The sequence below is a fragment of the Streptomyces sp. S3(2020) genome, from assembly GCF_013044505.1.
GTDB lineage: Bacteria > Actinomycetota > Actinomycetes > Streptomycetales > Streptomycetaceae > Streptomyces.
Genome location: NZ_JABERD010000128.1, coordinates 14,758 through 27,956, shown reverse-complemented (window position 1 = coordinate 27,956; position 13,199 = coordinate 14,758). Strand labels below are relative to the sequence as shown.

At 73.1% G+C, this 13,199-nt stretch carries 13 protein-coding genes and 2 pseudogenes; 8 read left to right on the top strand and 7 right to left on the bottom strand.

Annotated features, from left to right (window positions below; genetic code table 11):
- Positions 1–71: 71 nt before the first annotated feature.
- Complete coding sequence (locus HLK59_RS32235) at positions 72–1,415, bottom strand: aminotransferase class I/II-fold pyridoxal phosphate-dependent enzyme (RefSeq protein WP_171145105.1); 1,344 nt, start codon at positions 1,413–1,415, stop codon at positions 72–74.
- Positions 1,416–1,463: 48 nt separating this feature from the next.
- Between HLK59_RS32235 and HLK59_RS32230 the strand changes: the two genes are divergently transcribed.
- Together HLK59_RS32230 and HLK59_RS32225 are read left to right on the top strand one after the other, a co-directional pair.
- On the top strand, positions 1,464–2,147 hold the full coding sequence (locus HLK59_RS32230; protein ID WP_171145104.1) for a pyridoxamine 5'-phosphate oxidase family protein: 684 nt from the start codon (positions 1,464–1,466) through the stop codon (positions 2,145–2,147).
- A complete protein-coding gene (locus tag HLK59_RS32225; protein WP_171145103.1) occupies positions 2,147–2,779 on the top strand; it encodes an FMN-binding negative transcriptional regulator in 633 nt (210 codons plus the stop codon). Before HLK59_RS32230 ends, HLK59_RS32225 begins: the two co-directional genes overlap by 1 nt.
- A 39-nt stretch (positions 2,780–2,818) precedes the next feature.
- Here the strand turns inward: HLK59_RS32225 and HLK59_RS32220 are convergent.
- From HLK59_RS32220 to HLK59_RS32210, 3 genes and pseudogenes are all read right to left on the bottom strand, one after another.
- Positions 2,819–3,495, bottom strand: a pseudogene (locus HLK59_RS32220) (EamA family transporter).
- Between the two features lie 163 nt (positions 3,496–3,658).
- The gene (locus HLK59_RS32215) at positions 3,659–4,663 is read right to left on the bottom strand and encodes an EamA family transporter (protein ID WP_171145102.1); all 1,005 of its coding nucleotides are present in this window, start codon (positions 4,661–4,663) and stop codon (positions 3,659–3,661) included.
- A 104-nt stretch (positions 4,664–4,767) separates the two neighbouring features.
- Complete coding sequence (locus HLK59_RS32210; RefSeq protein ID WP_206327850.1) at positions 4,768–5,334, bottom strand: Clp protease N-terminal domain-containing protein; 567 nt, start codon at positions 5,332–5,334, stop codon at positions 4,768–4,770.
- A gap of 183 nt (positions 5,335–5,517) precedes the next feature.
- On the opposite strand from HLK59_RS32210, the gene HLK59_RS32205 reads away from it, so the two are divergent.
- Together HLK59_RS32205 and HLK59_RS32200 are read left to right on the top strand one after the other, a co-directional pair.
- On the top strand, positions 5,518–5,685 hold the full coding sequence (locus tag HLK59_RS32205) for a hypothetical protein (RefSeq protein ID WP_171145100.1): 168 nt from the start codon (positions 5,518–5,520) through the stop codon (positions 5,683–5,685).
- 113 nt (positions 5,686–5,798) lie between these two features.
- The gene (locus HLK59_RS32200; protein ID WP_171145099.1) at positions 5,799–6,227 is read left to right on the top strand and encodes an SRPBCC family protein; all 429 of its coding nucleotides are present in this window, start codon (positions 5,799–5,801) and stop codon (positions 6,225–6,227) included.
- A gap of 85 nt (positions 6,228–6,312) precedes the next feature.
- Here the strand turns inward: HLK59_RS32200 and HLK59_RS32195 are convergent, their stop codons facing one another.
- Positions 6,313–6,939 carry a PadR family transcriptional regulator gene (locus tag HLK59_RS32195; protein WP_171145098.1) on the bottom strand — a complete coding sequence of 209 codons (627 nt, stop codon included), beginning with the start codon at positions 6,937–6,939 and terminating at the stop codon, positions 6,313–6,315.
- A 226-nt stretch (positions 6,940–7,165) separates the two neighbouring features.
- Here HLK59_RS32195 and HLK59_RS32190 point away from each other — a divergent pair, with 226 nt between their 5' ends.
- The 3 genes and pseudogenes from HLK59_RS32190 (at position 7,166) to HLK59_RS50545 (ending at position 10,222) form a co-directional block, all read left to right on the top strand.
- Positions 7,166–8,296, top strand: a complete 1,131-nt coding sequence (locus HLK59_RS32190) for an ABC transporter substrate-binding protein (protein ID WP_171145097.1) — start codon at positions 7,166–7,168, stop codon at positions 8,294–8,296.
- Between the two features lie 510 nt (positions 8,297–8,806).
- A pseudogene (locus HLK59_RS51360) lies at positions 8,807–9,565 on the top strand (sensor histidine kinase); the annotation flags it as partial.
- Between the two features lie 24 nt (positions 9,566–9,589).
- Positions 9,590–10,222: a response regulator transcription factor gene (locus HLK59_RS50545; RefSeq protein WP_206327852.1), complete on the top strand. Its 633-nt coding sequence runs from the start codon at positions 9,590–9,592 to the stop codon at positions 10,220–10,222.
- Positions 10,223–10,253: 31 nt separating this feature from the next.
- On the opposite strand, the gene HLK59_RS32180 is transcribed toward HLK59_RS50545, so the two are convergent.
- Entirely contained in the window at positions 10,254–11,882 is a 1,629-nt protein-coding gene (locus tag HLK59_RS32180) for a thiamine pyrophosphate-binding protein (RefSeq protein WP_171145096.1), read from the bottom strand.
- Positions 11,879–12,664 (bottom strand): cyclase family protein, encoded by a 786-nt coding sequence (locus tag HLK59_RS32175; RefSeq protein WP_171145095.1) that lies wholly within the window; start codon positions 12,662–12,664, stop codon positions 11,879–11,881. Before HLK59_RS32175 ends, HLK59_RS32180 begins: the two co-directional genes overlap by 4 nt.
- An 81-nt stretch (positions 12,665–12,745) precedes the next feature.
- Here HLK59_RS32175 and HLK59_RS32170 point away from each other — a divergent pair, with 81 nt between their 5' ends.
- Positions 12,746–13,177: a hypothetical protein gene (locus HLK59_RS32170; RefSeq protein ID WP_171145094.1), complete on the top strand. Its 432-nt coding sequence runs from the start codon at positions 12,746–12,748 to the stop codon at positions 13,175–13,177.
- Positions 13,178–13,199 lie beyond the last annotated feature (22 nt).

Here is a 13,199-nt window from a genome sequence, read left to right as displayed (position 1 = left end):
GGGGCGGACGCCGTCGAGCACGCGGTGCGCATGGCCCGGCTGCACACGGGCCGCTCCAAGGTGCTCTCCGCCTACCGCTCGTACCACGGCGGCACCCAGCAGGCGATCAACATCACCGGCGACCCGCCCCGCTCGGCCTCCGACACCGCCTCCCCCCGCGTCAACGTCGACACCGTGACGCGGATCCCCGGACCCGCGCCCATCCGGAACCGGGCACCGGGGGCCACCGCCCATCCGGCGTGCAGCAGCCGCGCCACCGCCCCGGTCTCGTCCGGCACCGGGATCCACACGTTCATGCCACTGCGGCCGTGCGCGGCGATCCCGTGTTCCGCCAGAGCCGCGATCAACGCGTCCCGCCGTCCGGCGTACGCCGCCGACACCACCCCGGTGTCCACCGCGCCCTCGGCCCACAGCCCCGCCAGGGCCCGCTGACCGATCCGGCTCACCCACCCGGGCCCCACCCGCTGCCGCCCCCGCACCCGGTCGACCGTCACGGCGTCGCCGGTGAACACGGCCAGCCGCAGATCCGGCCCGTACGCCTTGGCCGCCGACCGCACGAAGCACCAGCTGTGCGTGACCCCGGCCAGGGGATGCAGTGGCAGATCCACGATGCCGTGCCCATGGTCGTCCTCGACGAGCAGCACCTGCGGGTACTCCTTCAGCACCGCCCGCAACGCCCGCGCCCGCCCCGCGCTCAGCGCCGCCCCGGTCGGGTTCTGCGCCCGGTCGGTCACGATCAGGGCCCGCGCCCCCGCCGCCAGCGCCCGGCGCACCTCGTCCGGGAGCGGCCCCTCGTCGTCGACCCCGACGGGAGCCGTGCGCAGTCCGACCGCCGGGACGAGGTCGAGCAGGCTGCCCCAGCCGGGGTCCTCGACGGCGACGGTGTCGCCGGGCTTGAGGTGGGCCGCGAGGACGCGCTCGATCACGTCGAGCGAACCGGAGGCGACGTGCACAGGCCCGTCCGGAACCCCGTCGGCGTCCAGCGCGGCCCGCGCCAGGCGTGCCAGATCCGGCTCGACGGCGTCGCCGCCGTACAGGACCGGCTCCCGGTCGTTGCGCTCGGCGGCCGCCGCGAACACCTTCGCCAGCGGGGGCAGCAGGGCCGGGTCCGGGTTGCCGTTCGCCACGTTCCGCACCCCTTCGGGCACGTCCACGCGGATGGCCTCGCGCCCGGTCGTGGCGGGCCTGGGCCGCACCCTGCTGCCCCGGCGCCCCGCGGTCTCGATGACTCCGCGCTCCCGAAGGATCCGGTACGCGGCCGCGACGGTATTCGGATTCACCTCCAGCTCGGCAGCCAACTCCCGCATGGGTGGCAGCAGTTCACCCGGTTCCAGCTCACCGGAACCCACCGCACGCTCGACGCTCGCCGCGATCTCAGCTGCGCGACGCCCCTGGATCTTGTATCCTCCTAGCACAAAGCAGATTATGCACTAGTGCAATACGAACCGCAAACGGAGAGAGCCATGCAGGGGACCCAGCAGCCGACGCCACAGCCGACCGCCTATCCGGCGACCGACCGCACGGTCCCCACCCGCTCCCCGAACCGGGCGTCGTACGACAAGGAGGTCGTGCACGCGATACTCGACGAGGGCTACGTCTGCCACCTCGGCTTCGTCCGGGACGGCGCACCGGTCGTGCTGCCCACGCTCTACGGCCGGGTCGGCGAACGGCTCTACGTGCACGGCTCGACGGGCTCGCGCCCGCTGCGGATGACCGGCCAGGCCGACCCGGGGCTGCCGGTGTGTCTGACGGTGACCCATGTCGACGCGCTGATCCTGGCCCGCTCGGGCTTCCACCACTCGATGAACTACCGGTCCGTGGTGGTGCACGGCACCGCGTACGACGTGACGGACCCGCAGGAGAAGCTTCTCGCCCTGGACGCGCTCGTCGACCAGGTCGTGGCCGGCCGGTCCAAGGACTCGCGGCCCGCCAACAAGAAGGAGCTGGCCGCCACCGCCGTGATCCGCCTCGACCTGGACGAGGTCTCCGCGAAGATCCGCACGGGCGGCGTGAACGACGAGCCCGAGGACCTCGGTCTCCCCCACTGGGCCGGTGTGGTCCCGCTGCGCAAGGGCTACGAGACCCCGGTCGCCGATCCGCTCCTGGCCGCCGGGACCGAGGTCCCGGACTACCTCCGGGCGCTGTGATGCTGATCCACCCCTGGGACGCGCCCCACGACGACGCCGAGTGGCAGCGGTGGCTGGCCGTCCACGACTTCGGACAGCTCGTCGTCAACGGACCGGCCGGCGAACCACCGTTCGTCCAGCCGCTGCACTTCGTCTACGACGCCGAGGGCGGCGAGGTCCTGACACATCTGGCCCGGCCGAACCCGATGTGGGCCGCGCTGCTGGCCAACCCGGACGTCGTACTCAGCGTGGTCGACGACTACGTGTACGTCCCCGGCCCCTGGCAGGCGGCCCCGGACGGTCCGCCCGAACACGGCACACCGACCAGCTTCTACGCGGCGGTCCAACTCCGTTGCCGGGCCCGTGTCGTGGACGACCCGGCGGAGAAGGCCGCCCTGCTCAACCGCCAGGTCGGCCACTTCCAGCCGGAGGGCGGCTCGGCGGAGGTGGCCGTCGGCGACGGGCCGTTCGGCCGGATGCTGTCCGGCATCCGTGGCGTGCGGCTCGAAGTCACCGGCGTACGCGCGAAGTTCAAGTACGCGAACCACCGGACCACCGAGGTGCGGGACCGGATCGCGGCGGGGCTGACGGAACGGTCCGGGCCGCGCGACACGGCGGCGCGCGAGCATCTGCTGCGCCACCGCGGAGCCTGAGCGAAGGGGCCCTCACCTCATGACGAGGACCCCTCGGCGTCAGGCCACCGACCGTCGCGCTCCACGCGCCTCCGCCGCCGCGAGCCCGGTGACGGACCCGAGCGTCACCAGGGCGCCGACGAGGATCGGCGCCGTCAGCCGCTCGCCGAGCAGGACGACGACGAGCACCGCCGCGCCGACCTGTTCGAGCAGCACACCCCACGGCCGGACGGTCGCCCCCTGGCCCCCAGCATCAGCACCCCCAGCCCGACGAGCACGCCGACGACCGCGACGGCCCCGCCGCGCCCGAGCCGCTCGCCCAGCGTCAGTCGTCCACCAAGCACGACCAGGACAGGACCCGCGCCGAGCGTGACGACCGTGGCCATGGCGAGCCCGGTGGCCTGTACGGACGCGAAGTAGCCGGTCTGGAACACGGCGAGCCCGAGCCCCGTGGCAGCCGCCCGCAGCGCCCTGCGGCGGAGCGGTTCCCGTACGGCGATCCGGGGCCGCGGGCGCGCCAGGCGTACGACGTCGAGCAGGACGAGCCCGGAAGCGCGGCGCAAGAAGGACAGGGCGACCGGTCCCAGATCGCTGACCCCGTAGGCCGGCGCGGCGACCGCGCCCGCGGTGCCCCAGGCGGCACCGGTGATGATCAGACAGAGCAGGCCTCGCCCGATGGGCAGGCCGGAAGCGCGGCGCCAGAGGACAAGCCCCCAAGGCCCGGGCCGCGGGCGGATGACGCGGCGGGAACGGGTGATCGGCAGTCCCAGGGGGTCGGGCGAAGCCCACCGCGGTTCGGCAGCGCCCCGAAGGGGCGCGGGGAACTGCGCGACCAGCCACATCGGCGCCGCAGACGAACAACGGTCCGCCGCAGCCCTTCCAGCGGAGCGCCTCGGCAGACTAGGAGGCGCTCGACCTGGCGGACAACTCCCTTTCCGGGCCGCCGCTCGCCACCGGCTCCGGGACGGGATGCGCGGGGGCCGAGGACTGCGCGATGAAGGCGCCGGCCAGGACGACCGCGCCGCCGATGATCTGCGGGGCGGACAGGTGTTCGCCGAGGAGGACCCAGGCCAGGACGGTCGCGATGACCGCTTCGAGGCAGGCGACGACACCGGCGACCTGCGGGGAGAGACGCCGCACCGAGACCACGCCGGTGGTGTAGGCGACGACCGTCGCGATGAGGACGATCCAGGACAGCAGCAGCGCGGCGGCGACCCGGGTGCCGTTCATGTCCGCGGTGCCGCCGAGGACGGACCAGTCCATCGACCAGGGGCGGGCGACGACGGTGAGCACGGCGGCGCCGACGAGGAGGCCGTGGGCGATGACGCCGAGCGGGTCGGGGGTGTCCGCGCCGGAGTCACTCCCCTGGTCGGACAGGACGAAGTAGCCGACCTGACAGCAGGCGGCGCCCAGCGCCAGGAGCAGGCCCACGGCGTCGAAGCTCAGCCCCGACCAGACCTCGACGACACAGGCGAGCCCGCCGACCGCGAGGACCACCCCGAGGGCGGCGGCCCGCGTGACCGGCCGCCGCTGCACGAAGCGGACCCAGCCGAGGACGAGGGCGGGGGCGAGGTACTCGACGAGCAGCGCGACACCGACGGGTATGCGGGAGATCGAGGCGAAGTAGAAGGCCTGGACGCCGGCCACGCCCAGCAGTCCGAACCCGGCGAGCAGCGCGGGGCGGCTGCGCAGCAGCGCTCGGTGCCGGACGGCGAGCGGCAGCATCACGAGGGCCGCGCCGGTCACCCGCAGCCACACCACATGGAGCGGGTCGAGCCCCGCCTCGATCAGCGGCTTGGCCGCGACACCGGATCCTCCGAAGGCGACCGCCGACACGAGCGCGAGCCCGAGCCCGAAGCCCTTTCCACGGTTGCCGCCCCTGCTGTCAGTCGTATGCACCGACACATGATGACAGGCGATGACAGGAGCGTCACCCCCAATGGCACCTGTCTCATCGGCTGGACCGGGCAAGGGGGTGCCACGCCAGGGGCACAGCGGGTTTTCCAGGGTCAGGAAGTGGTTTCCACGCCGGTCTCGATCCGGCCCAGCACCGCCCCCGCGTCGATCCCCGCGCGGGTGAGGACCTCGACGGCGCGGGCCTGCGGGTCGACGACTAGGGCGGCCAGCAGGTCGATCCCGTTCGCGCGGTCGCCACCGCGGCGGACGGCGCGCTCACCGGCGTACCCCATCGCCCCCGCGGCCAGCGGCGAGAAGCCCTCCGCCTCGGTCACCACGGGGACCGTGCCGGAGTCCTCGACGCTGCCCTGCCAGCGCAGTCCGTAGCCGATGCTGCGCTGCACGAGATAGCCGAGCAGCCGGGCGAGCTGCGGGCCGTCCTCGAAGACGGCGCGCACCTCGGGGTCGTACTCCAGGAGCGAGTGCAGCAGATGGGCCGTGTCGATCTGCCGGTCCCCGTCCCGGACCGATCGCCGACGCGCCCCGGAGACCACCGTCGCCAGCTCTTCGCCGAGCCTGGCATCGATGTCCGCGCGGTTGCTTCCCGGCTCGTTCACGGACTGCCGGGGAATACGGGGTGGCACATCCCCCACCCCATCAGCCACGCCGACACGGGTCATCCCCGGAGGGAACCATTTTCGCGTCCCACACAGAGTGGACTCCGGTGGCCGGAATCTCCTCCTTACGGATGAGATCAGGCCCTTCTCCCCACAACGGCGCGCGCCTCCTTGCCCCGCGCCCCGCACGCAACCGCCGTGCTGCCTCGCTCGTCCCACACGGACATGGAGAGCAGGTGCTGGCTGGTGGCCCTGCCTGCCATCGACGGCAGGCAGTACGTGTACCGGGTGTACGCCCCGGAGGACGCGCTGCTCGCCGACCTGTTCTGGGAGGCGTGGCACTGTCACGACGAGAGTGCCTTCCCGCGGGCGTGGGACCTGTTCGACGCGGCGGTGATACGGCTGATGACCTGAGCGGCGCCCGGGTCCGGGGTCTCCACAATTCCTGACGGTTCATCAGCATTGAATGTTTCAGGCCCTGCGGCTACGTTCCGCGACACCGTAGCCCGAGTCGAAGGGGTGGTCGCATGGCCGAAGTCAGCGCGGAGGCACGTATCGAGGCACCGGCCGAGAAGGTGTGGGCACAGCTCACGGACTGGCCCGCGTACCGGGAGTGGAACGCCACCCACACCGACTTCCCGCAGGGCGGCCCCACCGCCCTCGAAGTGGGCGCGACGTTCCAGGAGAACATGAAGCTGATGGGCTTCCCGGCCGAGGTCGAGTGGACCATCGAGGAACTGGAGCCGGCCCGGGTGCTGGCCATCCGCGGCAAGGGCCCGATGGCGGTGACCGTCGCCAACCGCTACACGCTCACCCCGGACGGCGACGCGACGGCGGTCCGTATCGACGGCGAGTTCACGGGCGCGGCGGTGGCGCTGATGGCGGGCAAGCTCAAGGACTCGGCGACCGCCGCGCTCAACGAGTCGCTGCGCAAGCTGGCCGGGCTGGTGACCTGACGCGGCGGAATCGCGGCGACATCACGGCGCACGCGAAGGCGCCCCGCGGATCGCTCCGCGGGGCGCCTTCTCACAGCCGTGACCGTCAGTCCTCGTCGGCGAGGATCAGGTACAGCTTCTTGCGGGCCTCGGTGATCACCGCGAGGGCCTTCTCGCGCTGCTCCTTGCTGCCGGTCTTCCAGACCTGGCCGAAGGCCTCCATCAGACCGAAGCCGGCCTGACGGATCTCGTTCAGCGCCTCGAAGTCGACGCCGCGGGAGGCTTCCTCCCAGGGCGCGTCCGGGCCTTCCTCGGCCGCGGTGCGGCCCGCCTCGGTGAGCGCGAACAGCTTCTTGCCGCCCTCGCTCTCGCTGGCGATCAGGCCCTCGTCCTCCAGCAGCTGGAGGGTGGGGTACACCGAACCCGGGCTGGGCTTCCACGCCCCGCCGCTGCGTTCGGCGATCTCCTGGATCATCTCGTACCCGTGCATGGGCCGGTCCCTGAGCAGGGCCAGGATCGAGGCTCGTACATCGCCCCGCCGCGCCCTCCCCCTCGGTCCGCCACGCCCTCGGGGCCCCCAGGGGCCCGGGCCACCGAAGCCCGGTCCGCCGAAGCCGCCGGGGCCACCGCCCGGCCCGAAGGGGCCGAAGGCGCCACGACGTCCGTCGAAGCCGCCTCGGCCGCCGCGGGGGCCGGGTCCACCGTGTCCACGTTCGAATCCATGGGAACGCATTGCCATCACTCCATCCATCGTTGATCTGTCGCGATGCGTCAACGATATATCGGAATACTTCGCATGGCAAGCCTCTGCCGAAAGGCCACCGAAAGGCCTGGTCAACCGTTCGGTTGAACCCCGGTTACCACTCCAGCCCGCCCGTCGCTCCGCACGGAGGACGCGGACACGCGCCCCGAACGGACAGGCTGCGTAGGTCACCCCCCGACAGAGAGGCCTCCGCAGCATGTCCAGCTTCCCCAGCAGACGACGTGTCCTCACCACCGGCGCAGGTGCCGCCATCGGCATCGGCGCGCTGAGCGCCACCTCCGCCCGGGCCGCCACCGGCACCGGCACCGGCACCGGCACCGAGGAGACCAGGACCCTCGACGAGCTCTACCGGGCCGCTCTCGCGGAGGGCGGGAAACTCGTCGTCTACGCCGGCGGGGACACCCCGACCCAGCAGGACTTCACCAAGGCGGCGTTCCTCAAGCGCTTCCCGGACATCGACCTGACCCTGGTCGTGGACTACAGCAAGTACCACGACGTCCGCGTCGACAACCAGCTCGCGACCGACACCCTCGTCCCCGACGTCGTACAGCTCCAGACCCTCCAGGACTTCACGCGCTGGAAGGAGCAGGGCAGGCTGCTGCGCTACAGGCCGGCCGGGTTCTCCAAGGTGTATGACAAGTTCAAGGACCCGCACGGCGCCTGGGTCGCCATCGGGGCGATCGGCTTCAGCTTCATGTACGGCACGTCCGCGGTCAGCTCGGACGCCCCGCGCACCCCGCTGGACCTGGTCGACCCGAAGTGGAAGGGGAAGATCGCCTCCTCCTACCCGCACGACGACGACGCGGTCCTCTACCTCTACTCGCTCTACGTCCAGAAGTACGGCTGGGACTGGGCGGCCAGGTTCGCCGCCCAGGACGTCCGCTTCGCGCGCGGCAGCAACTCCCCCGGCGACGCGGTCCGCGCCGGCACCCACGCGATCGGCGTCGGCGGCTCGGGCGCCCCGCTCGCCACCGGGCCCGTGAAGTGGGTCGTCCCGGACAGCGCGCCGTTCATGGCCTGGGGCCAGCGCGCGGCGGTCCTGAAGCGGGCCGCGCACCCGACCGCCGCCAAGCTGTACCTCAACTGGCAGCTGTCCCTCGCCACCCAGCAGGGCTCCTTCAACGGCTGGTCCGTGCGCACCGACGTCACGCCCCCGGCGGGCCTCAAGCCGGTCTGGGAGTACCCGAACGCGCACCTCGACGGCTTCCCCCGCTTCATGGCCGACCGTGCCGCGATCGAGCGCTGGAAGCAGACCTTCGCGCTGTACTTCGGCGAGGTGAAGGGCGACCCGACCCCCGGCTGGCCGGGGCTGCACCCGGGCGCGTAGCGCCACGGCACCTCACATGGTCCCTACAGGTCCCCGATAAACTCGGACACCCTGTCCAGTGGATCAGTGAGTCCAGGGGGAACTGCCGTGACCGACCGCGCGCCCGCCGACGGCCCCCGGCGCACCCTGGAACACGCCCCTCACTTCGTGTTCTTCCTCGTCGTCGGGGTCGCCGCGGTACGGCTCGTGGATCTGAACAGCCCGCTGTGCTGGCACATCGTCGGCGTCAGCGGGCTGTTGGCCGTGGTGTACGGGGCCGGCCTGGGGCTGTGGAGTCGGCTCGCCCGCACGGCCCGCGTCGCGTGGATCAGTACCCTGCTCGGTCTCTGGAGCGCCCTCGTGTTCCTCGCCCCGGCACCGCTGACCTGGGCGTACGCCTGGTGCGGGGTGCCGCTGGCGTGCGCCGCCCTGCGGGCCCTGGGGCACCGGGCGGCGCTGGTCGCGGTGGCCGCGATCTCCGTCGTCCTGGGCTGGCGGTTGGTCGGTTCGACCGGCCGGCTCGACCTGGAGATGGCGCTGATCCCGGTCGCGGCGGTCTGGGGCACCGTGGCCCTGTACCGGACGCAGCAGCGGGACGCCGCCGAACGCCAGCGCCTCCTCGACGAGTTGCGGAGCACCCGCGACGACCTCGCCGAACAGCAGCGCCGGGCGGGCGTGCTGGCCGAGCGCGCCCGGATCGCCCGCGACCTGCACGACACGCTGGCCCAGGAACTCGCGGGCAGTCTGATGCTGCTCCAGGCGGCCGAGCGGGACTGGGACCGGCGGCCGGACGCGGCCCGTACCCGCGTGCGCGCGGTGGCCGACGGTCTGGACGGCAATCTCGCCGAGACCCGCCGGATCATCCACGACCTCACGCCGTCCGCCGTCGCCGAGGCGGGACTCGAAGGCTCGCTGCGGCTGCTGTGCGCCCAGGCGGAGCAGGAGGGGTCGGCCGCCCAGGTGCGGTTCCGGGCCGCGGGTGAGCCCCGTCCCGCCCTGGACGAGCAGGCGGCCGCCGCCCTGTTCCGGGTCGCGCAGGGCACGCTGGCCAATGTCCGCGAGCACGCCCGCGCGGTGCACGTCCTGGTCACCCTCCACCACGAGGCGGACCGGATCGAACTCGACGTGCAGGACGACGGAGTGGGCTTCGACCCGGCGGGGGCCGGGGCCGGGGCCGCCGCCCGGCCGAGCCGCGGCTTCGGTCTCCCCGCCGCCCGCGCCCGGCTCCGCGAGTGCGGCGGCGATCTGCGGGTCACCAGCGCACCCGGCCGGGGCACCCGGGTCCGGGCCGTGCTGCCGGCAGCGGCTCCCCGGATGACCGTTCGGCTGGTGATCGCGGACGACCACGCCGTCGTACGCGCCGGGCTGCGGGCCCTGTTGGAGGGGGAACCGGATCTTGAGGTGATCGCGGAGACGGGCAGCGGCGAGGAGGCCGTACGGCTCGCCGCGGAACTGAAGCCGGACGTCGTGCTGATGGACCTGCGGTTCGCCGGTTCCCCCGTCGACGGCGTCGAGGCGGTACGCCGATTGGCCGTCGCGGCGCCGGCCGTGCCCGCGCTGATGCTGACGAGCTTCTCCGGGCGGACCGACGTCGTGCGGGCCCTGGAGGCGGGCGCCCGGGGGTACGTGCTGAAGGCCGGAGCGCCCGAGGAGCTCTTCCGGGCCGTGCGGGGCGCCGCCGCCGGCGCACTGGCCCTCGCCCCCGAGGTCGTCGGCGAACTCGTCGGCCAGGTGGTCAGCCCCGACGTGGACCTGACCGGGCGCGAGGTCGAGGTCGTCCGGCTCGCGGCGGAGGGACTGGGCAACCGGGCCATCGCCCAGGCCCTGTTCCTCAGCGAGGCGACCGTCAAGACCCACCTGGTGCGGATCTACCGCAAGTTGAGGGTGGAGAACCGCGCGGCCGCCGTGACGGAGGCCGCGCGCCGGGGAATCGTCCAGCTCGACTGACGGATCGAATCGGCCGACGGCCCGGCCGGCCTCAGTGCCCTCGGAAGGCCTCCTCCAGCCACCAGGCCCCGTGCTCGCCCGCCACCTTGGCGTCGACGAGCAACGGCACCGACCGCGGCCCGGCCACCCAGTCCTCGACCGCCTTGAGATCGGCGCGCGTCCGCACGGTCACCGCTTCGAAGCCGTAGCCGCGGGCGAGGGCGGCGATGTCGGTCGGCGGGAAGGTGACGGTGTCGAGCGGGAAGCCGTCCGGCCCGAAGTGGTGCACCTCCGCCCCGTATCCCTCGTCGTTGTGGACGACCACCACCATCGGCAGCCCCAGCCTGCGTACGGTGTCCAGCTCGGCCGCGCCCATCAGCGCGCCGCCGTCGCCGAGCACGGCCACCGGCAGCCGGTCGGGCCGGGCCAGGGCCGCGCCGATGGTGGTCGCCAGGCCCAGACCGATCGACTGGAAGGCCTGGGTGAAGCAGAAGCCGTCCTGGTCGGGCACCGACAGATAGGCGCTCGGGTAGCCCATGAAGTTCCCGGAGTCCACGCCGACGACCCGTTCCGCCGGGAGGATGTCGTCGAGCGCGATGCTCAGTGTCCGGGGGTCGATGCGGTCCCGGGTGCTCTCGTCCTCGTAGGGCACGTCCCGCCGGCGCACCCCCACGCCGACGGGCTCCGCGCGGTACCCCTCCCGCCGTGCGCCGCCCGCGTCGAGTGCGCGCCGGGCGGTGCGGGCCACGTCGCCGACGACGCCGAGGTGGACCTCGCGGTGGGCGCCGAGGGCCGACGCGTCGTCGTCGACCTGGACGACGGTGGCGTCGGGGCCGATGAGGCGGCCGTGCCGGGTGGTCCACATGTTCAGGGCGCAGCCCCAGCCGACGACCAGGTCGGCGCCCTGGATCAGTTCGGCCGTCAGGTCGGAGGCGAAGCCGCCGGAGATGCCGAGCGACCAGGGGTCGCCGTGGAACAGGCCGTGGGCGACGGCCGAGGTGGCGAGCAGCGCGCCGTACTGGTCGGCGAGGGCGGTGAGGGCGTCGCGGCCGGCGGGTGAGCGGGCGCCCCGGCCGGCCACGAAGACGGGTCGGCGGGCGCGTTCGAGGGCCGCCACCAGGGCCGCCACATCGGACTGCGACGGCTCGACGGCGGCCCGCGCGGGTGGCGGGGCGGCGGTGATCGCGGCGGTGTCGGGCAGGTCCAGGGCCTGTACGTCCAGGGGGAGGTTGAGCAGGACGGTACGGCGCTCGTGCAGGGCGCGTCGTACGGCGTCGCAGGCCTGTTCGACCGCGGAGTGCGGGGAGGTCACGCGCTCGGTGACCGCGCCGACGGCCCGGGCCAGCGCCTCTTGGTCGACGTGGAAGTTGGAGGTGGGCCGGGTCGCCTCGGCCGCGAGCACGAGAAGGGGGGTGCGGCTCTTGGCGGCTTCGGCGATGCCGGTCAGGGCGTTGGTCAGTCCGGGCCCCTGGTGCACGCTCAGCGCGGCGACCTTCCCGCTCGTCCGCGTGTACGCGTCGGCCATGGTGGCCGCTCCGCCCTCGTGGCGGGCGGCGACGTAACGGGCCCCGGTGGCCACCATGGCGTTGGTGAGGTGGAAGTTGCCCGAGCCGACCACGCCGAACACCTGGTGGACGCCGGCCGCGGTCAGGGCCCGGCCGACGGCTTCGGCGACCTTCATGACCGCTCCACCAGGGCGAGGACGCGGGCGGGTGAGCCGGAGCCCTTGACGATCGGCAGCGGCCCGGCGATGACGACGGCACCGGTGGCGGGCAGTTCCGCGAGGTTCTGGAGCTGGGTCAGGCCGTACTTGTCGTTGCCCATCAGGTACGAGTGGCACGGGAAGGCCGGGTCGAAGGAGTGGGCGCCTCCGGCGTCGGTGCCGACCGTCTCGGTGCCCAGGCCGATCACCGGGGACTCCTCGGCGACCCAGCGGGCGCACTCCGGGGACAGGCCCGGGGTGTGCGGGCCGTTTTCGTCGGCGTTGAGGAACTCCTCCTGCGAGTGCGAGCGCGCGTCCCAGCCGGTGCGCAGCAGCAGCCACCCGCCCTCGGGCAACGGGCCGTTCTCCGCCTCCCAGGCCTTGATGTGGTCCACCTCGACGAGGAAGTCCGGGTCCTTGGCGGCCAGGGCGGAGAAGTCCAGCACGGCGGCGGGGGCGATCAGCCGGTTCACCGGTACGGACGCCACGTCGGCGAGGTCCTTGCCGGTGACCCAGTGGTTGGGCGCGTCGAAGTGCGTCCCCGTGTGCTCACCCGTACGGAAGTTGTTCCAGTACCAGGCCGGCCCCCGGTCGTCGTACCTGCTGATCTCCTCCAACTCGAACACCTGCGTCTGCCCGAACCCCTCCGGCAACCGGATCACCGGCGTGTCCGACGACAGGGCCGACGTGAGATCGACGACCTCGATCGACCCACTCCGCAGCCCGGACAGCAGCGCGGCGAGAACGGACGGCTTGGTCATGGTGACCTCCTGAACTGATCGGAGCGCGGGACGCGTTGACGACGGTTGCACCACCTCGGGGGGCGCGTCCAGACTCGCTCCATGGGGGACGACGGCCACGCGCGGGTGCTGCGCGAGCAATGGGACTGGTTGGCGAGCGCCGCGCGCGCCGACGACGCCGCCGCGCGGAGGGGACCGTCCTGGGTGCCGCCGCTCGCGGAGGAACTCGTGCTCGCCGCCCGCGAGAGCCCGTTGCGCCGCTGGTATCCGTACCTCAGCCACAACTGCCTGCGCTTCGAGGACGGGCTGCCCTTCTGGGAGCCGGGCGGTGGCCACGGTCGCGAGGTGCCGGGGAGCATCTCCTACGACACGGGCGGGCCCGGCGCGAGCGCCGTCTTCCGGGTCTGGCGCGGGCGGCTCCTGCGTACCCCGGATCCCGTGCTCGTGCTGACCACGCCGGATGCCGTGACGGCCGTCGGGACACTGGTGCGGGTGCTGGAGCGGGTGCCGGGCCTCCCCAAATCGGTCCAGTGACCCGGAATTGGCCTTGGTCCGC